The organism is Escherichia sp. 93.0816, assembly GCF_013368855.2.
GTDB classification, from domain to species: domain Bacteria; phylum Pseudomonadota; class Gammaproteobacteria; order Enterobacterales; family Enterobacteriaceae; genus Escherichia; species Escherichia ruysiae.
In genome coordinates, this window is record NZ_JABWNC020000007.1 from 158,742 (window position 1) to 184,041 (window position 25,300).

26 protein-coding genes are annotated in these 25,300 nt (G+C 51.8%); 18 read left to right on the forward strand and 8 right to left on the reverse strand.

What is annotated here, in order from left to right; translation table 11 throughout:
- Positions 1 to 89 precede the first annotated feature (89 nt).
- The 12 genes from dam (at position 90) to HEM79_RS10665 (ending at position 10,940) form a co-directional block, all read left to right on the forward strand.
- Positions 90 to 926: an adenine-specific DNA-methyltransferase gene (gene dam / locus HEM79_RS10610; RefSeq protein ID WP_000742146.1), complete on the forward strand. Its 837-nt coding sequence runs from the start codon at positions 90 to 92 to the stop codon at positions 924 to 926.
- 17 nt (positions 927 to 943) lie between these two features.
- On the forward strand, positions 944 to 1,621 hold the full coding sequence (gene rpe, locus HEM79_RS10615; RefSeq protein ID WP_000816280.1) for a ribulose-phosphate 3-epimerase: 678 nt from the start codon (positions 944 to 946) through the stop codon (positions 1,619 to 1,621).
- Positions 1,614 to 2,372 (forward strand): phosphoglycolate phosphatase, encoded by a 759-nt coding sequence (gene gph / locus HEM79_RS10620; protein ID WP_000032690.1) that lies wholly within the window; start codon positions 1,614 to 1,616, stop codon positions 2,370 to 2,372. The genes rpe and gph overlap by 8 nt, the downstream gene beginning before the upstream one ends.
- Complete coding sequence (trpS, locus tag HEM79_RS10625) at positions 2,365 to 3,369, forward strand: tryptophan--tRNA ligase (RefSeq protein WP_000165546.1); 1,005 nt, start codon at positions 2,365 to 2,367, stop codon at positions 3,367 to 3,369. Before gph ends, trpS begins: the two co-directional genes overlap by 8 nt.
- 161 nt (positions 3,370 to 3,530) lie before the next feature.
- A complete protein-coding gene (yhfZ, locus tag HEM79_RS10630; protein ID WP_176241397.1) occupies positions 3,531 to 4,436 on the forward strand; it encodes a GntR family transcriptional regulator YhfZ in 906 nt (301 codons plus the stop codon).
- Between the two features lie 16 nt (positions 4,437 to 4,452).
- Positions 4,453 to 4,815 carry a PRD domain-containing protein gene (locus HEM79_RS10635; RefSeq protein WP_176241398.1) on the forward strand — a complete coding sequence of 121 codons (363 nt, stop codon included), beginning with the start codon at positions 4,453 to 4,455 and terminating at the stop codon, positions 4,813 to 4,815.
- A gap of 83 nt (positions 4,816 to 4,898) precedes the next feature.
- Positions 4,899 to 6,062: a YhfX family PLP-dependent enzyme gene (locus tag HEM79_RS10640; protein WP_176241399.1), complete on the forward strand. Its 1,164-nt coding sequence runs from the start codon at positions 4,899 to 4,901 to the stop codon at positions 6,060 to 6,062.
- A complete protein-coding gene (locus HEM79_RS10645) occupies positions 6,062 to 7,288 on the forward strand; it encodes a phosphopentomutase (RefSeq protein ID WP_176241400.1) in 1,227 nt (408 codons plus the stop codon). The genes HEM79_RS10640 and HEM79_RS10645 overlap by 1 nt, the downstream gene beginning before the upstream one ends.
- A complete protein-coding gene (locus HEM79_RS10650) occupies positions 7,285 to 8,163 on the forward strand; it encodes a phosphotriesterase-related protein (RefSeq protein ID WP_176241401.1) in 879 nt (292 codons plus the stop codon). Before HEM79_RS10645 ends, HEM79_RS10650 begins: the two co-directional genes overlap by 4 nt.
- A 10-nt stretch (positions 8,164 to 8,173) precedes the next feature.
- The gene (locus HEM79_RS10655) at positions 8,174 to 8,527 is read left to right on the forward strand and encodes a DUF2620 domain-containing protein (RefSeq protein ID WP_010349555.1); all 354 of its coding nucleotides are present in this window, start codon (positions 8,174 to 8,176) and stop codon (positions 8,525 to 8,527) included.
- A gap of 11 nt (positions 8,528 to 8,538) precedes the next feature.
- Positions 8,539 to 9,843 carry a YhfT family protein gene (locus tag HEM79_RS10660; RefSeq protein WP_176241402.1) on the forward strand — a complete coding sequence of 435 codons (1,305 nt, stop codon included), beginning with the start codon at positions 8,539 to 8,541 and terminating at the stop codon, positions 9,841 to 9,843.
- 11 nt (positions 9,844 to 9,854) lie between these two features.
- Positions 9,855 to 10,940 carry an aminotransferase class I/II-fold pyridoxal phosphate-dependent enzyme gene (locus tag HEM79_RS10665; protein ID WP_176241403.1) on the forward strand — a complete coding sequence of 362 codons (1,086 nt, stop codon included), beginning with the start codon at positions 9,855 to 9,857 and terminating at the stop codon, positions 10,938 to 10,940.
- Positions 10,941 to 11,047: 107 nt separating this feature from the next.
- Here HEM79_RS10665 and HEM79_RS10670 read toward each other — a convergent pair whose 3' ends face one another.
- The 6 genes from HEM79_RS10670 to tsgA form a co-directional block, all read right to left on the reverse strand.
- Positions 11,048 to 11,215, reverse strand: coding sequence for a YhfL family protein (locus tag HEM79_RS10670; protein ID WP_001031838.1), 168 nt, complete (start codon positions 11,213 to 11,215; stop codon positions 11,048 to 11,050).
- Between the two features lie 278 nt (positions 11,216 to 11,493).
- The gene (gene cysG / locus HEM79_RS10675; protein ID WP_016159519.1) at positions 11,494 to 12,867 is read right to left on the reverse strand and encodes a siroheme synthase CysG; all 1,374 of its coding nucleotides are present in this window, start codon (positions 12,865 to 12,867) and stop codon (positions 11,494 to 11,496) included.
- 18 nt (positions 12,868 to 12,885) lie between these two features.
- Positions 12,886 to 13,692: a nitrite transporter NirC gene (gene nirC, locus HEM79_RS10680; RefSeq protein WP_000493563.1), complete on the reverse strand. Its 807-nt coding sequence runs from the start codon at positions 13,690 to 13,692 to the stop codon at positions 12,886 to 12,888.
- A gap of 125 nt (positions 13,693 to 13,817) precedes the next feature.
- The gene (gene nirD / locus HEM79_RS10685; RefSeq protein WP_000084764.1) at positions 13,818 to 14,144 is read right to left on the reverse strand and encodes a nitrite reductase small subunit NirD; all 327 of its coding nucleotides are present in this window, start codon (positions 14,142 to 14,144) and stop codon (positions 13,818 to 13,820) included.
- Positions 14,141 to 16,684 carry an NADPH-nitrite reductase large subunit gene (gene nirB / locus HEM79_RS10690; protein WP_000049233.1) on the reverse strand — a complete coding sequence of 848 codons (2,544 nt, stop codon included), beginning with the start codon at positions 16,682 to 16,684 and terminating at the stop codon, positions 14,141 to 14,143. The genes nirD and nirB overlap by 4 nt, the downstream gene beginning before the upstream one ends.
- Before the next feature lie 261 nt (positions 16,685 to 16,945).
- The gene (gene tsgA, locus HEM79_RS10695) at positions 16,946 to 18,127 is read right to left on the reverse strand and encodes an MFS transporter TsgA (RefSeq protein ID WP_000185241.1); all 1,182 of its coding nucleotides are present in this window, start codon (positions 18,125 to 18,127) and stop codon (positions 16,946 to 16,948) included.
- Between the two features lie 264 nt (positions 18,128 to 18,391).
- Between tsgA and ppiA the strand changes: the two genes are divergently transcribed.
- The 5 genes from ppiA to argD all read left to right on the forward strand — a co-directional run bounded on the left by ppiA (position 18,392) and on the right by argD (position 21,729).
- On the forward strand, positions 18,392 to 18,964 hold the full coding sequence (gene ppiA, locus HEM79_RS10700; RefSeq protein ID WP_000477213.1) for a peptidylprolyl isomerase A: 573 nt from the start codon (positions 18,392 to 18,394) through the stop codon (positions 18,962 to 18,964).
- A 104-nt stretch (positions 18,965 to 19,068) separates the two neighbouring features.
- Positions 19,069 to 19,236, forward strand: a complete 168-nt coding sequence (locus tag HEM79_RS10705; protein ID WP_000736855.1) for a YhfG family protein — start codon at positions 19,069 to 19,071, stop codon at positions 19,234 to 19,236.
- On the forward strand, positions 19,226 to 19,828 hold the full coding sequence (locus tag HEM79_RS10710) for a putative adenosine monophosphate-protein transferase Fic (RefSeq protein ID WP_001280620.1): 603 nt from the start codon (positions 19,226 to 19,228) through the stop codon (positions 19,826 to 19,828). The genes HEM79_RS10705 and HEM79_RS10710 overlap by 11 nt, the downstream gene beginning before the upstream one ends.
- Positions 19,829 to 19,859: 31 nt before the next feature.
- A complete protein-coding gene (pabA, locus tag HEM79_RS10715; RefSeq protein WP_176241404.1) occupies positions 19,860 to 20,423 on the forward strand; it encodes an aminodeoxychorismate synthase component 2 in 564 nt (187 codons plus the stop codon).
- Between the two features lie 85 nt (positions 20,424 to 20,508).
- Positions 20,509 to 21,729 carry a bifunctional acetylornithine/succinyldiaminopimelate transaminase gene (argD, locus tag HEM79_RS10720; RefSeq protein ID WP_176241405.1) on the forward strand — a complete coding sequence of 407 codons (1,221 nt, stop codon included), beginning with the start codon at positions 20,509 to 20,511 and terminating at the stop codon, positions 21,727 to 21,729.
- Positions 21,730 to 21,820: 91 nt separating this feature from the next.
- Here argD and HEM79_RS10725 read toward each other — a convergent pair whose 3' ends face one another.
- Together HEM79_RS10725 and crp are read right to left on the reverse strand one after the other, a co-directional pair.
- Positions 21,821 to 23,911 (reverse strand): YccS/YhfK family putative transporter, encoded by a 2,091-nt coding sequence (locus HEM79_RS10725; RefSeq protein WP_176241406.1) that lies wholly within the window; start codon positions 23,909 to 23,911, stop codon positions 21,821 to 21,823.
- 50 nt (positions 23,912 to 23,961) lie between these two features.
- Positions 23,962 to 24,594: a cAMP-activated global transcriptional regulator CRP gene (gene crp / locus HEM79_RS10730; RefSeq protein ID WP_000242755.1), complete on the reverse strand. Its 633-nt coding sequence runs from the start codon at positions 24,592 to 24,594 to the stop codon at positions 23,962 to 23,964.
- Between the two features lie 301 nt (positions 24,595 to 24,895).
- On the opposite strand from crp, the gene HEM79_RS10735 reads away from it, so the two are divergent.
- Positions 24,896 to 25,300, forward strand: coding sequence for an OsmC family protein (locus HEM79_RS10735; RefSeq protein ID WP_001148908.1), 405 nt, complete (start codon positions 24,896 to 24,898; stop codon positions 25,298 to 25,300).

Genomic DNA, 25,300 nt, shown 5'->3' on the forward strand with positions numbered 1-25,300 from the left:
AATGGTTTATCGTTGCGGGAGTTGCCTGAAGCGCTGGATGCTGTCGGAGCTTTCTCCACAGCCGGAGAAGGTGTAATTAGTTAGTCAGCATGAAGAAAAATCGCGCTTTTTTGAAGTGGGCAGGGGGCAAATATCCCCTGCTTGATGATATTAAACGGCATTTGCCTAAGGGTGAATGTCTGGTTGAACCTTTTGTGGGTGCCGGGTCGGTGTTTCTCAACACCGACTTTTCTCGTTATATCCTTGCCGATATCAATAGCGATCTGATCAGCCTCTACAACATTGTGAAGATGCGTACTGATGAGTACGTGCAGGCTGCCCGCGAGCTGTTTGTTCCTGAGACAAATTGCGCCGAGGTTTACTATCAGTTCCGCGAAGAGTTCAATAAAAGCCAGGATCCGTTCCGCCGGGCGGTACTGTTTTTATATTTGAACCGCTACGGTTACAACGGTCTGTGTCGTTACAATCTGCGCGGCGAGTTTAACGTGCCGTTTGGTCGCTACAAAAAACCCTATTTCCCGGAAGCTGAGTTGTATCACTTTGCTGAAAAAGCGCAGAATGCCTTTTTCTATTGTGAGTCTTACGCCGATAGCATGGCGCGCGCAGATGATGCATCCGTCGTCTATTGCGATCCGCCTTATGCACCGCTATCTGCGACCGCCAACTTTACGGCGTATCACACAAACAGTTTTACTCTTGAACAACAAGCGCATCTGGCGGAGATCGCCGAAGGTCTGGTTAACCGTCAGATCCCGGTACTGATTTCTAACCATGATACGGCGCTAACGCGCGAGTGGTATCAGCGCGCAAAATTGCATGTCGTCAAAGTTCGACGCAGTATAAGCAGCAACGGCGGCACACGTAAAAAGGTGGACGAACTGCTGGCTTTGTACAAACCAGGAGTCGTTTCACCCGCAAAAAAATAATTCTCAAGGAGAAGCGGATGAAACAGTATTTGATTGCCCCCTCAATTCTGTCGGCTGATTTTGCCCGCCTGGGTGAAGATACCGCAAAGGCCCTGGCAGCTGGCGCTGATGTCGTGCATTTTGACGTCATGGATAACCACTATGTTCCCAACCTGACGATTGGACCAATGGTGCTGAAATCCTTGCGTAATTACGGCATTACCGCCCCTATCGACGTACATCTGATGGTGAAACCGGTCGATCGCATTGTGCCGGATTTCGCTGCCGCAGGTGCCAGCATCATTACCTTTCATCCTGAAGCATCCGAGCATGTTGACCGCACGCTGCAACTGATTAAAGAAAATGGCTGTAAAGCGGGGCTGGTATTTAACCCGGCGACACCGCTGAGCTATCTGGATTACGTGATGGACAAACTGGATGTGATCCTGCTGATGTCCGTCAACCCTGGTTTCGGCGGTCAGTCTTTCATTCCACAAACGTTAGATAAACTGCGCGAAGTACGTCGTCGTATCGACGAGTCTGGCTTCGACATTCGACTGGAAGTGGACGGTGGCGTGAAGGTGAACAATATTGGCGAAATCGCTGCGGCGGGCGCGGATATGTTTGTCGCTGGCTCCGCTATTTTCGACCAGCCAGACTATAAAAAAGTCATTGATGAAATGCGCAGTGAACTGGCAAAGGTAAGTCATGAGTAAGTTTGAAGATATTCGCGGCGTTGCCTTCGATCTCGACGGTACGTTGGTTGACAGTGCTCCCGGTCTGGCTGCTGCGGTAGATATGGCGCTGTATGCGCTGGAGTTGCCCGTCGCAGGCGAAGAGCGTGTTATTACCTGGATTGGTAATGGCGCAGATGTGCTGATGGAGCGGGCATTGACCTGGGCGCGTCAGGAACGTGCGACACTGCGTAAAACGATGGGTAAACCGCCCGTTGATGACGACATTCCGGCAGAAGAGCAAGTACGTATTCTGCGTAAGCTGTTCGATCGCTATTATGGCGAGGTTGCCGAAGAAGGGACGTTTTTGTTCCCGCACGTGGCCGATACGCTTGGCGCGTTGCAGGCTAAAGGCTTGCCGCTAGGTCTGGTCACCAACAAACCAACGCCGTTCGTCGCGCCGCTGCTGGAAGCGTTGGATATCGCAAAATACTTTAGCGTGGTTATCGGTGGCGATGACGTACAAAACAAAAAACCACACCCGGATCCGCTGCTACTGGTGGCTGAACGGATGGGCATTGCCCCACAACAGATGCTGTTTGTTGGCGACTCACGCAATGATATTCAGGCAGCAAAAGCAGCCGGTTGCCCTTCAGTTGGCTTAACCTACGGATATAACTACGGCGAGGCTATCGATCTCAGCCAGCCTGATGTAATTTATCACTCTATAAATGACCTTCTGCCCGCATTAGGGCTTCCGCAAAGCGAAAATCAGGAATCGAAAAATGACTAAGCCCATCGTTTTTAGTGGCGCACAGCCTTCAGGTGAATTGACCATTGGTAACTACATGGGTGCGCTGCGTCAGTGGGTAAACATGCAGGATGATTACCATTGTATTTACTGCATCGTTGACCAACACGCGATCACCGTGCGCCAGGATGCGCAGAAGCTGCGTAAAGCGACGCTGGATACGCTGGCGTTGTACCTGGCTTGCGGTATCGATCCTGAGAAAAGCACTATTTTTGTTCAGTCCCACGTGCCGGAACATGCGCAGTTAGGCTGGGCGCTGAACTGCTATACCTACTTCGGCGAGCTGAGCCGCATGACGCAGTTTAAAGATAAATCTGCGCGTTATGCCGAGAACATTAACGCTGGTCTGTTTGACTATCCGGTGCTGATGGCTGCGGACATCCTGCTGTATCAAACCAATCTGGTGCCGGTCGGCGAAGACCAGAAACAGCACCTGGAACTGAGCCGCGATATCGCCCAGCGTTTCAACGCGCTGTATGGCGATATCTTTAAAGTACCGGAGCCGTTTATTCCGAAATCTGGCGCGCGCGTAATGTCGCTGCTGGAGCCGACCAAGAAGATGTCCAAGTCTGACGATAACCGCAATAACGTTATCGGTCTGCTGGAAGATCCGAAATCGGTAGTGAAGAAAATCAAACGTGCGGTCACTGACTCCGACGAGCCGCCGGTAGTTCGCTACGACGTGCAGAACAAAGCGGGCGTTTCTAACCTGCTGGATATCCTTTCTGCGGTAACGGGTCAAAGCATCCCGGAACTGGAAAAACAGTTCGAAGGCAAGATGTATGGTCACCTGAAAGGCGAAGTAGCTGAAGCGGTTTCCGGTATGTTGACTGAATTGCAGGAACGCTATCACCGTTTCCGCAATGACGAAGCCTTCCTGCAACAGGTAATGAAAGACGGCGCAGAAAAAGCCAGCGCACACGCTTCCCGTACGTTGAAAGCGGTTTACGAAGCGATTGGTTTTGTGGCGAAACCATAATTCACTATTGATACCAAAAACCGGGGAAACCCGGTTTTTTTACGTCCTTATTTGCAATAACCCCAAAAAATGTGAAGCATCTCGCCGTTTCCACATCTCTTTGTTGCGCCTTATCTTCATTTTCATGAAGATATAAATATTCATTTTATTGAAAATTTATTATGCGTCGAACGTTTATCAAAAAAGAAGGCGTCGTCATCACGACGCTGGCTCGTTATTTGTTAGGTGAAAAGTGTGGTAATCGCCTGAAAACCATAGATGAACTGGCAACTGAATGCCGTTCGTCCGTCGGCCTGACGCAGGCCGCGTTAAAAAATCTGGAGTCAAGCGGCGCGATTCGGATTGAACGTCGAGGGCGCAATGGCAGTTATCTGGTAGAGATGGATAACAAAGCACTGTTGACCCATGTTGATATCAATAATGTGGTATGTGCGATGCCCTTGCCCTATACCCGCTTGTACGAAGGTTTAGCGAGCGGGTTAAAAGCTCAGTTTGATGGCATTCCTTTTTACTATGCACATATGCGTGGTGCGGATATTCGCGTGGAGTGTTTGCTTAACGGTGTCTATGACATGGCCGTAGTTTCGCGACTGGCGGCGGAAAGTTATCTCACGCAAAAAGGCTTATGTCTTGCGCTGGAGTTGGGGCCGCATACCTACGTTGGCGAGCACCAGTTGATTTGCCGTAAAGGGGAGTCAGGTAACGTGAAGCGCGTGGGGCTGGATAACCGTTCTGCAGATCAGAAGATCATGACCGATGTCTTTTTTGGCAGTAGCGATGTGGAGCGAGTCGATCTCTCTTATCACGAGAGTTTACAACGCATTGTTAAAGGCGATGTCGATGCGGTTATCTGGAATGTGGTAGCGGAAAGCGAACTGACCATGCAGGGATTAGAAGCGACGCCGCTAACAGACGATCCGCGATTTTTACAGGCTACTGAAGCCGTGGTTTTGACGCGAGCCGATGATTACCCGATGCAACAATTGCTGCGTGCGGTTGTTGATAAACACGCCCTGCTTGCCCATCAACAGCGAGTGGTCAGTGGGGAACAGGAACCCAGTTATTAAACGAAAGGCATCTAAAATGGAAACCAGACTCAACCTGCTTTGCGATGCAGGGGTCATCGATAAGGACATCTGCAAAGGCATGATGCAGGTCGTCAACGTACTGGAAACAGAATGCCATCTACCAGTGCGCAGTGAGCAAGGAACGATGGCAATGATACATATGGCGAGTGCGCTGATGCGCAGTCGTCGCGGCGAACAGATCCAGCCACTGGATGACGAATTGCTGGCTGAACTGGCGCAATGTAGCCACTGGCCAGCGATCATGCAGTTGCACCAGGTGTTATTGCAGGGATTCGCGCTGGAAGTTAACCCGTGTGAAGAAGGCTATTTGCTGGCCAACCTTTATGGATTATGGATGGCCGCTAACGAAGAGGTCTGAAGCCCACAGCAAATCCACGTCGCATAACTTAAATATTCAAAAAAATGAATATTTGATTCAAGGAACAGGAACGAGGCAACAAGATGTTTGTAGAAGCATTGAAACGCCAGAACCCGGCACTGATTTCTGCCGCACTAAACCTGTGGCAGCAGGGCAAGATAGCCCCGGACAGTTGGGTTGTCGACGTGGATCAGGTACTGGAAAACGGTAAGCGGCTGATTGAGACGGCGCGGCTTTACGGTATTGAGCTGTATCTGATGACCAAACAGTTCGGTCGCAATCCGTGGCTGGCGGAAAAACTGCTGGCGCTGGGCTACAGCGGCATTGTGGCGGTGGATTACAAAGAGGCGCGAGTGATGCGCCGCGCAGGTTTGCCGGTGGCGCATCAGGGGCATCTGGTACAAATCCCTTGTCACCAGATCGCTGATGCCGTTGAACAGGGCACTGACGTCATCACCGTGTTTACCCTTGCCAAAGCGCAGGAGGTTTCTGCGGCAGCGGTGAAAGCGGGGCGGATTCAGTCTGTGCTGCTCAAAGTTTATAGCGACGATGATTTTCTTTATCCGGGGCAGGAGAGCGGTTTTGTACAGCATTCGCTGCACGAGGTGGTTGCTGAAATTCAGAAACTGCCGGGGCTGCATTTGGCGGGACTTACCCATTTCCCCTGCCTGCTTTGGGATGAGGCTGCCGGGAAAGTTTTGCCGACGCCGAATCTTCACACGCTGGTACAAGCACGGGATCAACTGGCGAAATCTGGTATTGCGATTGAGCAACTGAACGCGCCTTCAGCAACCAGCTGTACTTCGCTGCCATTGCTGGCGGAATACGGTGTTACTCATGCCGAACCCGGTCATGCGCTGACGGGCACCATTCCGGCAAACCAACAGGGCGACCAGCCTGAACGCGTAGCCATGCTCTGGTTAAGCGAAATATCCCATCATTTTCGTGGTGATAGCTACTGCTACGGCGGCGGCTATTACCGTCGTGGTCATGCGCAACATGCGCTGGTATTTACGCCAGAAAATCAAAAGATTACTGAAACCAATCTCAAAACTGTGGATGACAGCAGTATCGACTACACCCTGTCGCTGGCAGGCGAGCATCCGGTAAGCAGTGCAGTGGTGCTTTGTTTTCGCACGCAGATTTTTGTCACCCGTAGCGATGTGGTGCTGGTGTCCGGTATTCACCGTGGCGAACCGAAAATCGTTGGTCGTTATGACAGTCTCGGCAACCCTCTGGAGGCGTAATGGCGCGATTTGTGGTGTTAGTGATCGATAGCTTTGGCGTAGGGGCAATGAAAGATGTCACGTTGGTGCGTCCGCAGGATGCCGGGGCGAATACCTGTGGTCACATCCTGAGCCAGTTGCCGCATTTGCAGCTACCAACGCTGGAGAAGCTGGGGCTAATCAACGCATTGGGTTATGCGCCAGGCGATATGCAGCCGTCAGACTCCGCAACCTGGGGCGTGGCAGAGCTGCAACATGAAGGTGGCGATACCTTTATGGGGCATCAGGAAATTTTAGGCACGCGCCCGTTACCGCCGCTGCGGATGCCCTTTCGCGATGTGATTGACCGTGTTGAGCAGGCATTAGTATCCGCCGGTTGGCAGGTGGAGCGCCGTGGCGATGATCTGCAATTTCTGTGGGTCAATCAGGCGGTTGCGATTGGCGATAATCTCGAGGCGGATTTAGGCCAGGTCTATAACATCACCGCCAACCTCTCTGTGATCTCTTTTGACGACGCAATCAAAATTGGTCGTATCGTGCGTGAGCAGGTACAGGTCGGTCGGGTCATTACATTTGGCGGCCTGTTAACCGACAGTCAACGCATTATCGATGCCGCAGAAAGCAAAGAAGGGCGCTTTATTGGTATCAATGCGCCGCGCTCTGGCGCTTATGACAACGGCTTCCAGGTCGTGCATATGGGCTACGGCGTCGATGAGAAAGTACAAGTGCCGCAAAAACTGTATGAAGCGGGCGTGCCAACCGTGCTGGTGGGTAAGGTGGCAGATATCGTCAGCAATCCTTATGGCGTGAGCTGGCAAAACCTGGTGGATAGCCAGCGGATTATGGATATCACCCTCGACGAATTTAACACGCATCCGACGGCGTTTATTTGCATCAATATCCAGGAAACCGACCTCGCTGGTCATGCAGAAGACGTCGCACGTTATGCCGAACGTTTGCAGGTCGTTGACCGTAACCTTGCCCGGCTTATTGAGGCGATGCAGCCAGATGATTGCCTGGTCGTAATGGCGGATCACGGTAACGATCCGACCATTGGTCACAGCCACCATACCCGTGAAGTGGTGCCAGTGCTGGTTTATCAGCAAGGGCTGATCCACACGCAACTCGGTGTGCGCACCACGCTTTCTGATGTGGGGGCTACCGTGTGTGAATTTTTCCGTGCGCCACCGCCACAAAATGGTCGCTCTTTTCTTTCCTCCCTCCGGTTTGCAGGAGACACCCTATGAGTTTTGATCCGACGGGCTACACCTTCGCCCATGAACATCTGCATATTGATCTTTCCGGCTTTAAAAACAACGTGGACTGCCGCCTTGATCAGTATGCGTTCATTTGCCAGGAGATGAACGACCTGATGACCCGGGGCGTGCGTAATGTGATTGAGATGACCAACCGTTACATGGGGCGCAATGCGCAATTTATGCTCGATGTAATGCGCGAGACGGGGATCAACGTGGTGGCCTGTACCGGTTATTACCAGGACGCGTTTTTCCCGGAACATGTGGCGACCCGCAGCGTGCAGGAACTGGCGCAGGAGATGGTCGATGAAATTGAGCAGGGTATCGATGGCACGGAACTGAAAGCCGGGATCATCGCGGAGATCGGCTCCAGCGAAGGGAAGATTACGCCGCTGGAAGAGAAGGTGTTTATTGCCGCCGCGCTGGCACATAACCAGACCGGACGCCCGATCTCCACGCATACGTCATTTAGCACGATGGGGCTGGAACAACTGGCTCTGCTGCAAGCCCACGGAGTTGATCTTTCGCGCGTCACCGTTGGTCACTGCGATCTGAAAGACAACCTCGACAACATTTTGAAGATGATCGAACTCGGCGCGTATGTGCAGTTCGACACCATCGGCAAGAACAGTTACTACCCGGACGAAAAGCGCATTGCGATGCTTCATGCACTACGCGACCGTGGATTACTGAACCGCGTCATGCTGTCGATGGATATTACGCGTCGCTCCCATTTAAAAGCCAACGGTGGTTATGGCTATGACTATTTATTTACCACCTTTATTCCACAACTGCGCCAGTCAGGATTCAGCCAGGCCGATGTGGATGTGATGTTACGTGAAAATCCCTCTCAATTTTTCCAATAAGGACAGACTCATGAAAAAGATTGGCGTTGCAGGCTTACAGCGTGAGCAGATTAAAAAAACCATTGAAACGACGGCTCCAGGCTGTTTTGAAGTTTTCATTCACAACGACATGGAAGCAGCGATGAAAGTGAAATCCGGGCAACTGGATTACTACATTGGCGCGTGTAATACCGGAGCAGGTGCGGCATTGTCGATTGCCATCGCGGTGATTGGATATAACAAAAGTTGCACCATTGCCAAGCCGGGTATCAAAGCGAAAGACGAGCATATCGCTAAAATGATCGCCGAAGGAAAGGTGGCGTTTGGCCTTTCCGTTGAGCACGTCGAACATGCGATTCCGATGCTGATTAACCATCTGAAATAAAAGGCACGACTATGGATCTGTATATCCAGATTATCCTGGTGGCGTGCCTGACCGGTATGACATCGCTTCTGGCGCATCGCTCGGCGGCTGTTTTTCATGACGGTATCCGCCCGATCCTGCCGCAACTGATTGAAGGCTATATGAACCGTCGCGAGGCGGGGAGTATCGCTTTCGGTCTGAGCATCGGTTTTGTGGCCTCGGTGGGGATCTCTTTTACCCTGAAAACCGGCCTGCTCAATGCATGGCTGCTTTTTCTTCCTACCGATATTCTCGGCGTACTGGCGATAAACAGCCTGATGGCGTTTGGTCTTGGCGCGATCTGGGGGGTACTGATCCTCACCTGCCTGTTGCCGGTAAACCAGTTGCTGACCGCACTGCCGGTGGATGTATTAGGTAGCCTTGGGGAATTAAGTTCGCCGGTAGTTTCTGCTTTTGCACTTTTCCCGCTGGTGGCGATTTTCTACCAGTTTGGCTGGAAGCAAAGCCTGATCGCCGCTGCCGTCGTGTTGATGACCCGTGTGGTGGTGGTGCGCTATTTCCCGCATCTTAACCCGGAATCCATCGAAATCTTTATTGGCATGGTAATGCTGCTGGGGATCGCCATTACTCATGACCTGCGTCATCGTGATGAAAATGATATCGATGCCAGCGGGCTTTCGGTGTTTGAAGAGCGCACGTCGCGGATTATCAAAAATTTACCGTATATCGCCATTGTCGGGGCGCTGATCGCCGCCGTTGCCAGTATGAAGATTTTTGCCGGTAGCGAAGTGTCGATCTTCACTCTGGAGAAAGCGTACTCCGCAGGCGTAACGCCGGAACAATCACAAACGCTGATCAACCAGGCGGCACTGGCAGAATTTATGCGCGGGCTGGGTTTTGTACCGTTGATTGCCACCACCGCGTTAGCTACGGGTGTGTATGCAGTTGCGGGCTTTACCTTTGTTTATGCGGTGGGCTATCTCTCGCCGAATCCGATGATTGCGGCGGTATTAGGCGCCGTAGTTATTTCGGCGGAAGTCCTGTTACTTCGTTCGATCGGCAAATGGCTGGGGCGCTATCCGTCAGTGCGTAATGCGTCGGATAACATCCGTAACGCCATGAATATGCTGATGGAAGTGGCGCTGCTGGTCGGTTCTATTTTCGCGGCAATTAAGATGGCGGGTTATACCGGATTCTCTATTGCGGTTGCCATTTACTTCCTCAACGAATCTCTCGGTCGTCCGGTACAAAAAATGGCGGCGCCGGTCGTGGCAGTAATGATCACCGGCATCCTGCTGAATGTTCTTTACTGGCTTGGCCTGTTTGTTCCGGCTTAAGGAATGCACCTATGAAGACGTTTCCTCTGAAAAGTCTGACCCTTGCTGAAGCGCAGCAGAAGCAGTTTGCGCTGGTGGATAGCATTTGTCGCCATTTTCCTGGTAGCGAATTTCTTACCTGCGGTGATTTGGGATTAACGCCGGGGCTGAATCAGCCTCGCATTACCCAGCGTGTGGAGCAGGTGCTGGCAGATGCGTTTCATGCGCCAGCGGCGGTGCTGGTGCAAGGCGCTGGCACAGGAGCGATTCGTGCCGGGCTGGCGGCTTTGCTGAAACCAGGGCAGCGTCTTCTGGTGCATGACGCGCCCGTTTATCCGACGACGCGCGTCATCATTGAGCAGATGGGGCTGACGCTTATTACTGCTGATTTCAATGACCTGTCGGCGCTTAAGCAGGTCGTAGACGAGCAACAACCTGATGCGGCGCTGGTGCAGCATACGCGGCAGCAGCCGCAGGATCGCTACATTCTGGCAGATGTGCTGGCAACGTTGCGCTCTGCTGGCGTTCCTGCGTTAACCGATGATAACTATGCGGTAATGAAGGTGGCGCGAATCGGCTGCGAATGCGGGGCGAATGTCTCGACATTTTCCTGCTTCAAGCTGTTTGGGCCAGAGGGTGTTGGTGCGGTGGTAGGCGATGCCGACGTTATCAACCGTATTCGCGCCACGCTTTACTCCGGCGGCAGCCAGATTCAGGGCGCTCAGGCGCTGGAAGTCTTGCGTGGGCTGGTTTTCGCGCCGGTGATGCATGCGGTGCAGGCGGGGGTATCTGAACGGTTGCTGGCTTTACTTAACGGTGGCGCAGTGGCGGAAGTGAAAAGCGCGGTGATTGCCAATGCACAGTCGAAAGTGTTGATTGTGGAATTTCATCAGCCGATTGCCGCCAGGGTACTGGCAGAAGCGCAGAAACGCGGCGCGTTGCCGTATCCGGTGGGTGCGGAGTCGAAATATGAGATCCCGCCGCTCTTTTATCGCCTTTCCGGAACGTTTCGCCAGGCGAATCCGCAATTAGAACATTGTGCGATTCGCATTAATCCGAATCGTAGCGGTGAAGAGACGGTGCTGCGGATTTTGCGTGAGAGTATTGCCAGCGTTTAATGTTGTGAACGATATTTTCAAAGGCAAGGTAAAAACAAATACGCCCTCTGATGAAAACAGAGGGCGTCAGACAATTAAACCGGTATTAACCGATTTATGTTAAGAGATTACTGTGCAGTCGGACCGCAGCCACCAATGATTTTAGAAATAGAAATTGCCGGGTGCAGCAGGTAATCGTAAGAGCAGTTCTTGTCACGGTTTTCAATATGACCAGTACATGCAGTTAATGTAGCCAGTACTGCACCTACCAGTGTTACTTTAATAAATTTATTCATTTTCATTCCCTATGTAAAATATATCGAGTAATATTCATTATCTATGTGAATATAAGCAAGCTGCTCGTCAGAAACAATACAGGAATATCTATTACACGTCAGTGTGTGGACTATTAATATTTCGATTATATTTGTAAGCCACTGTAACTGTGGGTGGTTGTTAAAAAACAAATTGGTTAAAAAGTTGTTTTATGTCTGCTGAAGATAAAAATTAATATGATGATTATTGTGAATAAAAAAGGTCGGAAATATCCGACCTTGATTAAAATTTTATTTAATTAATGGTTTGAGAACCAGTTTAATTTGTCGCGCAGGCCAACGACCCGGCCAATAATAATCAAAGACGGACTGTTCATTTGCTGCGCCAGCTCGCCCAACTGCGCAAGCGTACCGTCAATCACGCGTTGCGTTACTGCCGTGCCGTTTTCGACAATCGCCACTGGCATTTCGCCTGGCATTCCGTGTTCAATCAATTTTTGCTGAATAGTCGCAGCCTGATTCAGCCCCATATAGAACACCAGCGTCTGTTTTTCTGCTGCCAGGTTTTCCCAGTCCAGCTCACCACCGGTTTTTAAGTGTCCGGTAATTAAGCGTACGCTCTGAGCATAATCGCGATGCGTAAGTGGAATACCCGAATAGGCAGAGCAACCGGAAGCTGCGGTAATACCCGGAACCACCGAGAACGGAATGCCCGCGTTGCACAGTGTTTCCAGCTCTTCGCCACCACGTCCGAAAATAAACGGATCGCCGCCTTTCAGACGCACCACGCGTTTGCCTTTTTGCGCTTCCCGCAACAGGATCTGGTTAATCTCTTCTTGCGGTACGCAGTGGTATCCCGCGCGTTTGCCGACAAAAACGCGATCAGCATCGCGGCGTACCAGATTCATAATATCGTCAGAAACCAGACGGTCGTAGACCACCACATCAGCCTGCTGAATTTGTTGCAGACCTTTCAGCGTCAGTAGCCCGGCATCGCCAGGGCCGGCGCCAACCAGCACCACTTCACCGCGATGGTCGAGCGGCTCGTTGATTAACTGTTCGGTCGTTTCAGTAATGGCTTTCTGATCGTTATTCGCCAGCGACTGCGCCAGGCGGTCGTTAACGAACAATTTTTCCCAGAAACGGCGACGCTCGCCCATCGTGGCGAACTTTTGTTTCACCCGACCGCGTAACTGCCCGGCATATTTCGCTACCTGGCCCAGATGCAACGGCAGCAGTGATTCGAGTTTTTCACGCAGCAGGCGCGCCAGAACCGGAGATGTGCCGCCAGAGGAGACCGCTACCATTAGCGGTGAGCGGTCAATAATCGACGGCATAATGAAGCTGGCGGCTTTTGGCGCATCGACCACGTTACAGAAGATGCGGCGAGATTCAGCGGCTTCGCTGACGCGCTGGTTAAGCGCGTCATCATCCGTCGCGGCAATCGCCAGCCAGCAGGTGTCGAGAAGGCTTTCATCAAATGGCCCTTCGACGAGGGTTAACATGCCTGCATCTGCCCATGCGGTGAACTGTGGAATAAACGCTAATGCATTCACCGTTAAGCGAGCGCCCGCGTCTAACAGCAACCTTGCTTTGCGTTCCGCAACATCACCACCGCCGACAATCAGACAGTCGCGATCGCGTAATTGGCAAAATATAGGCAAATGATCCACGTAAAAACCCCTTACTGATTAACCTGCAGCCGTTTCAGTTTGATTAAATTTGTCCGCAACCGGACGATTCGCTTTCGGCGTAGCATACCAATAACCCAATCCCATGAATACGGCGCCCGATAAAGTATTACCCAGCGTCACCCACAGCAGGTTATGACCAATACCCGCCAGCGTGTAGGCTTCGCTGTGGTTGCCGAACCAGGAGAGCGCGAACAGCGTCATGTTAGCGATGGAGTGCTCATAGCCGGACGCGATAAATGCCAGCAGACACCACCAGATAGCGATAAATTTCGCCGCACCTTCAGTGCGCAGCGCCATCCAGATTGCAAGGCAAACCAGCCAGTTACACAATGCGCCTTTGAAGAACAGTACCATTGCCGGTGCAGTGGTTTTAGCCAGCGCGACGGAGTGAACGATGCTGGTATCTACCGGCAGCAGGCTACCGCCGCCCCAGCTATAAAGCATGGCAACAAAGACGGAACCGACCAGGTTACCCAGCCAGGTTTGCGGCAGGATTGCCCACATTTGCCCGTGGCTGATGGTGCCCGCTTTCACCCCAAAGGTGAGGAACATGGTGTGTCCGGTGAACAGTTCAGAACCGGCGATAATGACCAGCGTTAAGGCGATACCAAAGGTCGCGCCCATCACCAGAGGACGAACAGATGGATCGAGCAAGTTACCGAGCGTGAAAATCAGGATGATCCCAAGACCCACATACGCGCCTGCCATTGCAGAGCTGACCCAGAAGCCGAGCGGGTTATTTGCTGACAGGCGTGCAATGCGCGCAGCGTTAGCCGCACACTTATTAATAGTGTCTGTAAACATTTGATTATCCTTTAAAAAATAAAAACAAAAAATAAAACAAAAAGTTTAAAAAATGCCCTGCAATATACCGAAGGTCATTACAGGACAATGCAAAAAGGGGAGGCATTGCGCCCCCCGTTAAAACATTAACCGCGCAGTTGTACCACGCCGTCTTTCACTCGTGCTTCGTAATGTTTGACGGAAAACTGTTCGTCTTCCATGCACAAGCCATCACTTAAGCGAAAACGCTGTTTTTTCAGCGGGCTGGCGACCCACAGCTCGCCCTGGTGTTCCGCAATCAGCCCGCGTGACAGCACGCTGGACTCGAAGAACGGGTCGATGTTGCTGATCGCAAACACCTGGTCGCTGTGATACGGGCGGAAAATTGCTACCTGCTCGTCACCTAACAGCGCGCAGACGCCGGTTTCAGGCAGGATGTCATCGATTTTGCAGATGTCTTTCCACTGGCTCATGCGTTGTCCTCCACCAGAGTTACCGGGATACGTTCATACGGCGTTGCCGGACGGTGCTGTTCGCGCTCTGGCACCATCTGTACGTTCGGGTCACGCTTGTCGCTGTTGATGAAGTGTTTGAAGCGAGTCTGCGCAGACGGCGTATTGACCGTTTCAGTCCACTCACACACTACCGCTTCACGCAGGCGCGCCATCTCTTCTTCCAGATGTGCGTTCAGCCCCAGCTTGTCGTCAATGATCACCGCTTTCAGGTAATCAATGCCGCCTTCGAGGTTTTCTAACCACGGCGCGGTACGCGTCAGTTTGTCGGCGGTGCGGATGTAGAACATCATGAAACGGTCGAGATATTTGATCAGCGTTTCGCGATCGATATCCGCCGCCAGCAGATCCGCATGACGTGGTTTCATGCCGCCGTTACCGCAGACGTACAGGTTCCAGCCTTTTTCGGTGGCGATGATACCCACGTCTTTACCCTGAGCTTCTGAACATTCACGGGTACAGCCAGAGACACCGAACTTCATTTTGTGCGGAGTACGGATGCCTTTGTAGCGGTTTTCCAGTTCCACGCCGAGACCCACGCTGTCGCCAACGCCGTAGCGGCACCAGGTGCTACCCACACAGGTTTTCGCCATACGCAGTGCTTTCGCATAGGCATGACCGGTTTCGAAACCAGCTTCAATAAGCTGACGCCAGATCTCCGGCAGATCGTCTTTCTGTGCGCCAAACATTGCCAGACGCTGGGAGCCGGTGATTTTGGTGTAGAGATTAAATTCACGCGCGATACGACCCACTGCCATCAGTCCTTCCGGGGTGATTTCACCGCCCGGAGAACGCGGGATCACCGAGTAGGTGCCGTCTTTCTGGATGTTAGCGAGGAAGTTGTCGTTAGAATCCTGCAGCGGAGTATGTTCCGGCTTCAGAATGTATTCGTTCCAGCAGGAGGCCAGCAGCGAGCCGACGGTCGGTTTACAAACTTCACAACCGTAGCCTTTGCCGTGTTTCGCCAGCAGTTCTTCGAAGGTTTTAATGCCTTCAACGCGGATCAAATGGAACAGTTCCTGACGCGAATAAGCAAAGTGTTCGCACAGGTTGTTGTTAACTTCGATACCCTGTTTCGCCAGTTCCGCATTCAGTACCTGAGTTACCAGTGGGATACAGCCGCCGCAGCCAGTACCGGCCTTGGTTTCGGCTTTCAGCGCCGCAACGGTGTGGCAGCCTTTGTTGATAGCAGCAATCAGGTCGCCTTTGGTGACGTCGAAGCAGGAGCAGATTTGTGCGCTGTCCGGCAGTTTATCTACACCGATAGATGGCTTACCGCTACCGGAGTGCGCTGGCAGGATCAGGGAATCCGGGTTTTCTGGCAGTTCGATAGCGTTCAGCACCAGTTGCAGCAGGTTGCCGTAGTCGCTGGTATCGCCCACCAGTACCGCACCGAGCAGGGTTTTGTTGTCTTCGCTGACAACCAGGCGTTTGTAGATCTCTTTGCTTTCGTCGAGGTAAACATAGCTACGCGCGCCTGGTGTACGACCATGCGCATCGCCAATACCGCCAACGTCCACGCCCAGCAGTTTCAGCTTGGCGCTAAGGTCAGCACCTTCAAAAGCGTTTTCGCTACCGAGAATGTGGTCAACGGCGACCTGCGCCATTTTGTAGCCTGGTGCTACCAGACCAAATACACGGTTGTTCCAGCTTGCGCATTCACCGATAGCGTAGATATCCGGATCGGAAGTCTGGCAGGAATCATTGATTACGATACCCCCACGCGGAGCAACGTCCAGACCACACTGAGTTGCCAGTTTATCGCGCGGACGGATACCGGTAGAGAAGACGATAAAGTCAACTTCCAGCTCGCTACCGTCGGCAAAACGCATGGTTTTACGCGCTTCGACACCTTCCTGCACAATCTCAAGGGTGTTTTTGCTGGTGTGAACGCGCACGCCCATACTTTCGATTTTGCGACGCAGCTGCTCGCCGCCCATCTGATCAAGCTGTTCCGCCATCAGCATCGGGGCAAATTCGATAACGTGGGTTTCGATGCCTAAGTTTTTCAGTGCGCCAGCGGCTTCCAGACCTAACAGGCCTCCGCCAACAACGGCACCGCGCTTGCTGCGACGGGCGCAGGATTCAATCGCGTTGAGGTCTTCAATGGTGCGATAAACAAAGCAGTCCTGAGTATCAGAACCTTTGATCGGCGGGATCCACGGGTAGGAACCGGTCGCCATGATCAGCTTGTCATAATAAACGGTACGCCCGGCGCTGGAGTGGATCACCTTTTCCTGACGGTTGATGGTGATAGCGCGTTCGCCGACCAGAACTTTGATGCCGTGTTTCTCGTAAAAGCCTTCGCGCACCAGCGACAGCTCTTCGGCGGTGTGGTGAGAGAAGTAAGACGAGAGGTGTACGCGGTCATAAGCGATGCGCGGTTCTTCACAGAAAACGGTAATATCAAAGTTGGCCGCATCAGATTTATCAAGAAGATCTTCGATAAAGCGATGGCCGACCATACCGTTACCGATAATTGCGAGTCTGACTTTGCTCATTTTTGCCTCGATTTCTTTTCTATTACCGCCTACCTTAACGATTCAGCAACCCCACTTATTGATGCAAATCAAATTCACCTTTATATACTCCTTAAGAGGTATATTGCTGATTTGTATAAATATTCTTAAGTTACGGAATTGTCTGACATTTCATGTTTGTGCAAAAAATAGACAAAATAAAAGCATTTATAGAGATGAAGGCACGTTGCGGGAGATGAGAGGAAAAAGCCGGACGACAAAAGTGCCGCCCGGCATTGGCAATTAATGAGAGGTCAGGGTGTTGTGCTGACGGTGACGGCTGACAAAACCTAACAGGAAGCACATCACGAATACCACAGCGTACAGACCGTTTGCAGTGAGCAGTGCCGCCTGTGGACCGCTATGCTCTACGATCGGACCGGTAACCACAAAGGTCAGCATGGTGCCGATGGTTCCACAGGTGAGTACGAAGTTAACCAGTTTTGGCGACGGCACTTTTGTCTGCTGGGAACCCAGGGTGATGATGGTGGTATAGATTGCGCTGGAGAAGAAGCCCAGAGCAAGAATAGACCACGCCATATGCGCTGGTGTTCCGGTGTTAAAGACATACATCAGAATCGCAGCCAGGCCTGCCAGCACGGTCAGAATACGTTGCAGGTCAAAGAAACGCAGAATAAAGCTGAACGCCCACATGCCGACCATGTACGACATCCAGAAGTTGCTCACCAGCGTACCCGCGTCGTTCAGGCTCATGCCCAGACCTTTGGCGTACTCTGGCACCCAGGAGATAAAACCTAACTGACCGAGGATGTAGCACAGAGCAGCAATCGAGAGAAACAGCACGCCGATCCCCCACTTTTCTTTCGCTACCGGGGCGTCAGCTTTTGGCGCATGTTTGCCCAGCGCCGGGAACTCACAGCCGAAGGTCAGAATAAAAATAGCGACGTACACCAGCCCGATGCAGGCATAAACCCAGTACCACTCAATGCTGCGCGCCAGCAGAAATGCGGCGATCATCGGGAAAATCATCCCTGCCATACTGAAGAAGGAGTCGGTAAACAGCAGACGGGAACCGCGCTGGCGCCCTTCATACATTTGCGTTACCAGGAATGTACCAATCGACATGGTGATGCCGCTGACCACCCCGAGGATGAACATCGCCGCCGAGAACAGCGCCAGGCTGTGGCTGAACATCAAACCGGCAACCGCCAGCACCATCAGGAGAAAGCCAAAACGTAACTGCGTTTTCAGCGGGACAATTTCCATCAGCCAGGCGTTGAGGAAGATAGAGATTAAAATGCCGGCATTGAGGAAGGTGAAGGTGTTACTCATACTGGAAACAGGCAGATTGAAATAATCGGCGATATTTCCCATCACCATCCCGGTGACAATAACCAACGCACCGGTCAGTGCGTAGGAAAGAAAGCTAATCCATGTGAGCTTGATGCGATTGCTGTTAGTCATGATTGGCCTGCGTTAAAAGATAAAATGGCATAGTGGATATGCCGCGAGCGGGCGATTTTAGGTGATTTTGTGATCTGATTAAATATTTAATTGCAAACGGTTGCTAATTTGCAAACTTTAAAGTGATTCTGATCACGGAATAAAAGTGATCATCAGGTTACATATATTTCAAGTACGTAAAATTAGGTAAAGGAATGGCCTTGTCATTGAAGGCTATTTAGAATCTCTCCACTTGCTTTTTTTCTGCTCTGTTAAGGAAATCTCATGTTCAAATCGACCCTGGCAGCTTTCGTAGCTGTTTTCGCTCTTTCTGCTCTCTCACCCGTAGCAATGGCAGCGAAAGGGGATCCGCACGTATTGTTAACAACCTCTGCTGGTAATATCGAACTGGAACTGGATAGCCAGAAAGCACCGGTATCAGTGCAAAACTTTGTCGATTATGTGAACAGCGGTTTTTATAACAACACCACCTTTCACCGCGTTATCCCTGGCTTTATGATTCAGGGCGGTGGATTTACCGAGCAGATGCAGCAGAAAAAACCAAATCCGCCAATCAAAAATGAAGCTGATAACGGTCTGCGCAATACGCGCGGCACTATTGCTATGGCGCGTACTGCGGACAAAGATAGCGCAACCAGTCAGTTCTTTATCAACGTAGCCGACAATGCCTTCCTCGACCACGGTCAGCGTGATTTCGGCTACGCCGTCTTTGGTAAAGTGGTGAAAGGTATGGACGTTGCCGATAAGATTTCCCAGGTGCCGACTCATGACGTTGGTCCATACCAGAATGTGCCGTCAAAGCCAGTAGTTATCCTTTCTGCTAAAGTCCTGCCGTAACGATTTCTCGCGCGGGCAATCTTGCCCGCGCATCTGCTCTTCCGGCGTAACCCGGATTTGCCGCTTATACTTGTGGCAAACGGACACGTTCAGGGAGGCATTAAGTGAAGAAACTCACCGATAAGCAAAAGTCCCGCCTCTGGGAGCTTCAGCGTAATCGTAATTTTCAGGCCAGCCGTCGTCTCGAAGGTGTTGAGATCCCTTTGGTGACACTGACTGCCGCTGAGGCTTTGGTGCGCCTTGAAGAGCTAAGGAGGCACTATGAGCGATAAATTCGGCGAAGGGCGCGACCCGTATCTCTATCCTGGCCTCGATATCATGCGTAATCGGCTGGATATCCGCCAACAGCAGCGGCTGGAGCAGGCGGCTTACGAAATGACGGCGCTGCGTGCCGCGACCATTGAGCTTGGTCCATTGGTGCGTGGTTTACCGCATTTGCGTGCTATTCATCGCCAGCTGTATCAGGATATTTTCGACTGGGCGGGGCAACTGCGTGAAGTCGATATTTATCAGGGGGATACACCGTTCTGCCACTTTGCCTATATTGAAAAAGAGGGCAATGCCCTGATGCAGGATCTGGAGGAAGAAGGTTATCTGGTCGGTCTTGAGAAAGCGAAGTTCGTCGAGCGGCTGGCGCATTACTATTGTGAAATCAATGTCCTGCATCCATTCCGTGCAGGAAGTGGCTTGGCACAGCGGATCTTCTTCGAGCAACTGGCGATTCATGCAGGCTATCAACTGAGCTGGCAGGGTATCGAAAAAGAGACCTGGAATCAGGCAAATCAGAGCGGGGCTATGGGCGATCTCTCTGCGCTGCAGACGATATTTAGCAAAGTGGTAAGCGAAGCCGGGGAATCTGAGTAAAATAGCGCGGTTCTTTCGTACCGGAGCCGCCATGATCCTGCTTATTGATAACTACGATTCTTTCACCTGGAACCTCTACCAGTACTTTTGTGAACTGGGGGCGGATGTGCTGGTTAAGCGCAACGATGCGTTGACGCTGGCGGATATCGACGTCCTTAAACCGCAGAAAATTGTCATCTCGCCAGGCCCCTGTACGCCCGATGAAGCCGGGATCTCCCTTGAGGCTATTCGTCACTACGCCGGGCGCTTGCCGATTCTTGGCGTCTGCCTCGGTCATCAGGCAATGGCGCAGGCTTTCGGTGGCAAAGTTGTGCGCGCCGCAAAGGTTATGCACGGTAAAACTTCACCGATTACGCATAACAACCTGGGGGTATTTCGGGGGCTGGCAAATCCACTCACCGTGACACGCTACCATTCACTGGTGGTGGAACCTGGCTCATTACCAGCGTGTTTTGAAGTGACTGCCTGGAGCGAAACTCGCGAGATTATGGGGATTCGCCATCGCCAGTGGGAGCTTGAAGGCGTGCAGTTCCACCCGGAAAGTATTCTCAGCGAACAAGGACATCAACTGCTGGCTAATTTCCTGCATCGCTGATTTCTGATTGCCATTCAGTGATTTTTTATGCATATTTTGTGATTATAATTTCACATTGGTTTATGCGTAACAGGGTGATCATGAGATGGCAATTGAACAAACAGCAATTACACGCGCGACTTTCGATGAAGTGATCCTGCCGATTTATGCTCCGGCAGAGTTTATTCCGGTAAAAGGTCAGGGCAGCCGAATCTGGGATCAGCAAGGCAAGGAGTATGTCGATTTCGCGGGTGGTATTGCAGTTACGGCGTTGGGACATTGCCATCCTGCGCTGGTGAATGCGTTAAAAACCCAGGGCGAAACTCTGTGGCATATCAGTAACGTTTTCACCAATGAACCGGCGCTGCGTCTTGGGCGTAAACTGATTGAGGCAACGTTTGCCGAACGCGTGGTGTTTATGAACTCCGGCACGGAAGCTAACGAAACCGCCTTCAAACTGGCGCGTCATTACGCCTGTGTGCGTCATAGCCCATTCAAAACCAAAATTATTGCCTTCCATAACGCTTTTCATGGTCGCTCGCTGTTTACCGTCTCGGTGGGCGGGCAGCCGAAATATTCCGACGGCTTTGGGCCAAAGCCGGCAGACATCATCCACGTTCCCTTTAACGATCTCCACGCAGTGAAAGCAGTGATGGATGATCACACCTGCGCGGTAGTTGTTGAGCCGATTCAGGGCGAGGGCGGCGTGACGGCAGCGACGCCAGAGTTTTTGCAGGGCCTGCGTGAGCTGTGCGATCAACATCAGTCATTATTGGTGTTTGATGAAGTGCAGTGCGGGATGGGGCGTACCGGCGATCTGTTTGCTTATATGCACTATGGCGTGACACCGGATATTCTGACTTCCGCGAAAGCGTTAGGCGGCGGCTTCCCGATTAGCGCCATGCTGACCACGGCGGAGATTGCTTCTGCGTTTCATCCTGGTTCTCACGGTTCCACCTACGGCGGTAACCCGCTGGCCTGTGCGGTTGCGGGTGCGGCTTTTGATATCATCAATACCTCTGAAGTGCTGGAAGGCATTCGCGCGAAACGTCAGCGTTTTGTTGACCATTTGCAGAAGATCGACCAACAGTACGATGTGTTCAGCGATATTCGCGGTATGGGGCTGTTGATTGGCGCAGAGCTTAAGCCACAGTACAAAGGTCGGGCGCGTGATTTCCTTTATGCGGGCGCAGATGCGGGTGTTATGGTGCTGAACGCCGGGACGGATGTGATGCGTTTTGCGCCGTCGCTGGTGGTGGAAGATGCGGATATCGATGAAGGGATGCAACGTTTCGCCAGTGCGGTGGCGAAGGTAGTTGGGGCGTAATAAGACGTGTCATCGTCGCATCAGGCAAAGCATGTCGGATGCGACGTAAACGCCTTATCCGACCTACGGTTTACTTCTGGCAATGATGATATTACGCCGTCGAATCCCGTAACTTCCGACTCAACCAAATCCCGTGATGTGGTCGCTGCCGCCAGGCCATCGCTGAAATGGTGTGCATTGTATTCAGATGGCCAATAACGCGTTGTAAATGCTGCTCCAGCGTGCCAGACGCGCCTTCGTGTGGCAGCATCTCTGGCGAGTCTATGATATTGGCGTCACCAGAACTACCCGGTTCATCATATTCCAGCCGCTGCTGACAGCGTTGAATAGCGATTTCACAAGACTGCAAATACTCCTGTGCCAGTTCCGGCGGCAATGCCCGGTGCTCCCGCGCCAGCGTGGTCATGGCATTAATATGCTCCACAATAAACTGACTATGCGTTACCCACAGTTTCATATCTGCCAGATAATGGCTGTTAAACGCCGGTTCCTGCATCGCCTGGTTCAATGAGTTATACAAGGTGTTATGCGCCTGATTAACCCGCATTCGTTGCCAGGCTAGTGGCGTAGGTTGCGGATCTTTACTGAGGATCAGACGAATGGCCTCCTGGTAAGTTTCTAAGGCATCATGGGCGTTCTTGCGCAATAAGCCGCTCTGCCACTGCGGCCACAGCCAAACTGTGCCGCCGAAGGCAATCAGACAGCCGATGATAGTATCGATAAGACGAGGGATGATGTACTGCTCACCATTCAGCCATAACAGTTGCAGGGTATATACAGCGGTAATGGTAAAACCGACCGTCGCCCAGCCGTAGTTTTTGCGCAATATCAGGTAACTGGCGAGCGTAGTGAAAAGCATCAGCGTCAGGGTGTAACCCTCAGGGATTTTAAAGTGCAGCGCAACGCCTGCAATAATTAATCCAACCACGGTTCCTACAGAACGATTCACAATCCGCAGGCGAGTAGCGCCATAACCATTTTGCGTCACCAGCAATACCGTCATTAGTATCCAATAGGATTTCGGCAGATGCAGCGCGGTGCCCATCAGACTGGCAATGCTTAACATCACACTCAATCGTCCGGCATTACGCAGTGCTGGCGATTTCAGGGAAAGATAACTTTTCAGCGCCGGAAGTAATGGCATTCGCCGCTGTTTATCGGCCAGTAAGTCACGGGCATAGAGCGGTTTTTGGGTGCGCAGTACGCGGGCGATGCGGCTGAAATGCCAGTAGCAGAATTGCCCCACAGGGTTATCCGGATGTTGGCGGGCGATTTTTTCCAGTGCGCCAATTTGCTTTTCCATCGTAAAACGCGTCGGCAGGCGATGGTAAAGAATATCATCAGCCAGCACGCGCAGGCGAGCGGCGACGGTTTGCGCATTCCAGCGGATAACTTCCTCCGCATGGCTACGTTCGACCAGCTTTTGCACCTCTTCCGGCTGATGCAAACTGACCGAAATGTGTTCCTGTAAATCCAGCGCCTCCTGGAAAATGCGCAGCATCCGCTTGTAATCGGTATTATTTTGCGCGGAAAGCATATGCATTTGCTGATAGCACTGGGTAATTAAATCGACCGCTTTTTGCTGGCGTTCCAGCAGCGGTGGCAACGCTTTTTCAGGATCGGTGTGCTGGGTAAGCAGGCTGTATTTGGCTTCGCAATAATCTGCCAGTTCACGGTACAGCAGGCTAAGGGACTCGCGTAGCGGTTGTTCGCGCCAGAGCCAGAACCAAAACCAGTTAAACAGCCCATACCAGAGTGTACCTAACGCATAGATGAGCAATGGTTCCCAGACGGGCATGTATCCCGCCAGACTTAAGGTAAAAATAGCTGCCAGCAGTGATGCGGGAAGTAATTTTGCGTGTAATGGCCCTAACTCGGCAGTAACGCCAAGTATCAACGTTAACCCCGTCAGCAGAAATGGCAGGGGGATATCTTTTTCCAGCAGTAGTTGTGTTAGCAAGCTGCAGGTGGCAAACAGCGACGCACCAATAATTAAACGTTTGAAAAAACGTTTATGGGGAGTATCAAGCCCCGCAATATTGCAACAGGCGGGGACGAGGGAAAAGAGCAGCCCGAGTCTTAATTCGCCAAGCAATAGACCAACGGCCACGGGCAAACATAGCACCAGCGTTTGTCGTAGTGCATAGTTGATATCGGGATGATAAATCAGTCTGCGCCACATCGGGTTAAACAAAATGGCGCGCTACTCAGTAACGCGCCACTCCGACGGGATTAACGAGTGCCGTAAACGACGATGGTTTTACCGTGTGCGGAGATCAGGTTCTGATCTTCCAGCATCTTCAGAATGCGCCCCACGGTTTCACGAGAACAGCCAACAATCTGACCGATTTCCTGACGGGTAATTTTGATTTGCATACCGTCAGGGTGAGTCATGGCATCCGGTTGTTTTGCCAGGTTCAGCAGAGTCTGTGCAATGCGGCCCGTTACATCGAGGAACGCCAGGTTACCCACTTTCTCTGAAGTGACTTGCAGACGACGCGCCATCTGTGCGGAGAGACGCATCAGAATATCCGGGTTTACCTGAATTAATTGGCGGAATTTTTTGTAGGAAATTTCAGCCACTTCACAGGCGGTTTTCGCACGTACCCATGCGCTACGTTCCTGGCCTTCTTCAAACAGGCCCAGTTCGCCAATGAAATCACCCTGATTCAGATAAGAGAGGATCATTTCTTTACCCTCCTCGTCTTTGATCAGCACTGCCACAGAGCCTTTAACGATGTAGTACAGCGTTTCCGCTTTTTCACCCTGGTGAATAAGCGTGCTCTTGGATGGGTACTTATGAATGTGGCAATGAGACAAGAACCATTCGAGAGTCGGGTCTGTTTGCGGTTTGCCAAGCACCATGCGCGGTTATCCTCTGTTATAAGCTTTCTCCAGAGCCAGAAAACGCCGCTGTCTCTGGATTGCCGAAATGTGCTTCCCGCTACCTGGGAAGGGGCTATCAACTGAACTGCACGGTAATGTGACGTCCTTTACATACATGCAGTACATCAATGTATTACTGTAGCATCCTGACTGTTTTAGCATAGCTTTCGCGTTGTGTCTCCTGGTGTCTCGCTTCAGCATGACCCAGGTCGCCTTCCGTTGCGCGATTTGGTCAGTACGCGTACTCTGTCAGGAAAATTGACGCAATGGAGTTTCGATTATGCAAGCGCGTGTGAAGTGGGTCGAAGGGTTAACCTTTCTGGGCGAGTCCGCCTCTGGTCACCAGATTTTAATGGATGGCAACTCTGGCGATAAAGCGCCAAGTCCGATGGAAATGGTGTTGATGGCGGCAGGTGGCTGTAGCGCAATTGATGTGGTTTCTATCCTGCAAAAAGGGCGTCAGGATGTGGTCGATTGTGAAGTAAAATTGACTTCTGAACGCCGCGAAGAGGCACCACGCCTGTTTACGCACATTAATCTGCATTTTATCGTCACCGGTCGTGACCTGAAAGACGCAGCGGTTGCGCGTGCGGTCGATCTCTCAGCCGAGAAGTATTGCTCAGTCGCGTTGATGCTGGAAAAAGCGGTGAATATTACTCACTCGTATGAAGTGGTTGCCGCGTAA

Excerpts from the sequence above, each read along its gene's own strand:
- dam (WP_000742146.1), top strand. The coding sequence starts at position 90 with ATGAAGAAAAATCGCGCTTTTTTGAAGTGGGCAGGGGGCAAATATCCC.
- rpe (WP_000816280.1), top strand. The coding sequence starts at position 944 with ATGAAACAGTATTTGATTGCCCCCTCAATTCTGTCGGCTGATTTTGCC.
- gph (WP_000032690.1), top strand. The coding sequence starts at position 1,614 with ATGAGTAAGTTTGAAGATATTCGCGGCGTTGCCTTCGATCTCGACGGT.
- trpS (WP_000165546.1), top strand. The coding sequence starts at position 2,365 with ATGACTAAGCCCATCGTTTTTAGTGGCGCACAGCCTTCAGGTGAATTG.
- yhfZ (WP_176241397.1), top strand. The coding sequence starts at position 3,531 with ATGCGTCGAACGTTTATCAAAAAAGAAGGCGTCGTCATCACGACGCTG.
- HEM79_RS10635 (WP_176241398.1), top strand. The coding sequence starts at position 4,453 with ATGGAAACCAGACTCAACCTGCTTTGCGATGCAGGGGTCATCGATAAG.
- HEM79_RS10640 (WP_176241399.1), top strand. The coding sequence starts at position 4,899 with ATGTTTGTAGAAGCATTGAAACGCCAGAACCCGGCACTGATTTCTGCC.
- HEM79_RS10645 (WP_176241400.1), top strand. The coding sequence starts at position 6,062 with ATGGCGCGATTTGTGGTGTTAGTGATCGATAGCTTTGGCGTAGGGGCA.
- HEM79_RS10650 (WP_176241401.1), top strand. The coding sequence starts at position 7,285 with ATGAGTTTTGATCCGACGGGCTACACCTTCGCCCATGAACATCTGCAT.
- HEM79_RS10655 (WP_010349555.1), top strand. The coding sequence starts at position 8,174 with ATGAAAAAGATTGGCGTTGCAGGCTTACAGCGTGAGCAGATTAAAAAA.
- HEM79_RS10660 (WP_176241402.1), top strand. The coding sequence starts at position 8,539 with ATGGATCTGTATATCCAGATTATCCTGGTGGCGTGCCTGACCGGTATG.
- HEM79_RS10665 (WP_176241403.1), top strand. The coding sequence starts at position 9,855 with ATGAAGACGTTTCCTCTGAAAAGTCTGACCCTTGCTGAAGCGCAGCAG.
- HEM79_RS10670 (WP_001031838.1), bottom strand. The coding sequence starts at position 11,215 with ATGAATAAATTTATTAAAGTAACACTGGTAGGTGCAGTACTGGCTACA.
- nirC (WP_000493563.1), bottom strand. The coding sequence starts at position 13,692 with ATGTTTACAGACACTATTAATAAGTGTGCGGCTAACGCTGCGCGCATT.
- nirD (WP_000084764.1), bottom strand. The coding sequence starts at position 14,144 with ATGAGCCAGTGGAAAGACATCTGCAAAATCGATGACATCCTGCCTGAA.
- nirB (WP_000049233.1), bottom strand. The coding sequence starts at position 16,684 with ATGAGCAAAGTCAGACTCGCAATTATCGGTAACGGTATGGTCGGCCAT.
- tsgA (WP_000185241.1), bottom strand. The coding sequence starts at position 18,127 with ATGACTAACAGCAATCGCATCAAGCTCACATGGATTAGCTTTCTTTCC.
- ppiA (WP_000477213.1), top strand. The coding sequence starts at position 18,392 with ATGTTCAAATCGACCCTGGCAGCTTTCGTAGCTGTTTTCGCTCTTTCT.
- HEM79_RS10710 (WP_001280620.1), top strand. The coding sequence starts at position 19,226 with ATGAGCGATAAATTCGGCGAAGGGCGCGACCCGTATCTCTATCCTGGC.
- pabA (WP_176241404.1), top strand. The coding sequence starts at position 19,860 with ATGATCCTGCTTATTGATAACTACGATTCTTTCACCTGGAACCTCTAC.
- argD (WP_176241405.1), top strand. The coding sequence starts at position 20,509 with ATGGCAATTGAACAAACAGCAATTACACGCGCGACTTTCGATGAAGTG.
- HEM79_RS10725 (WP_176241406.1), bottom strand. The coding sequence starts at position 23,911 with ATGTGGCGCAGACTGATTTATCATCCCGATATCAACTATGCACTACGA.
- crp (WP_000242755.1), bottom strand. The coding sequence starts at position 24,594 with ATGGTGCTTGGCAAACCGCAAACAGACCCGACTCTCGAATGGTTCTTG.
- HEM79_RS10735 (WP_001148908.1), top strand. The coding sequence starts at position 24,896 with ATGCAAGCGCGTGTGAAGTGGGTCGAAGGGTTAACCTTTCTGGGCGAG.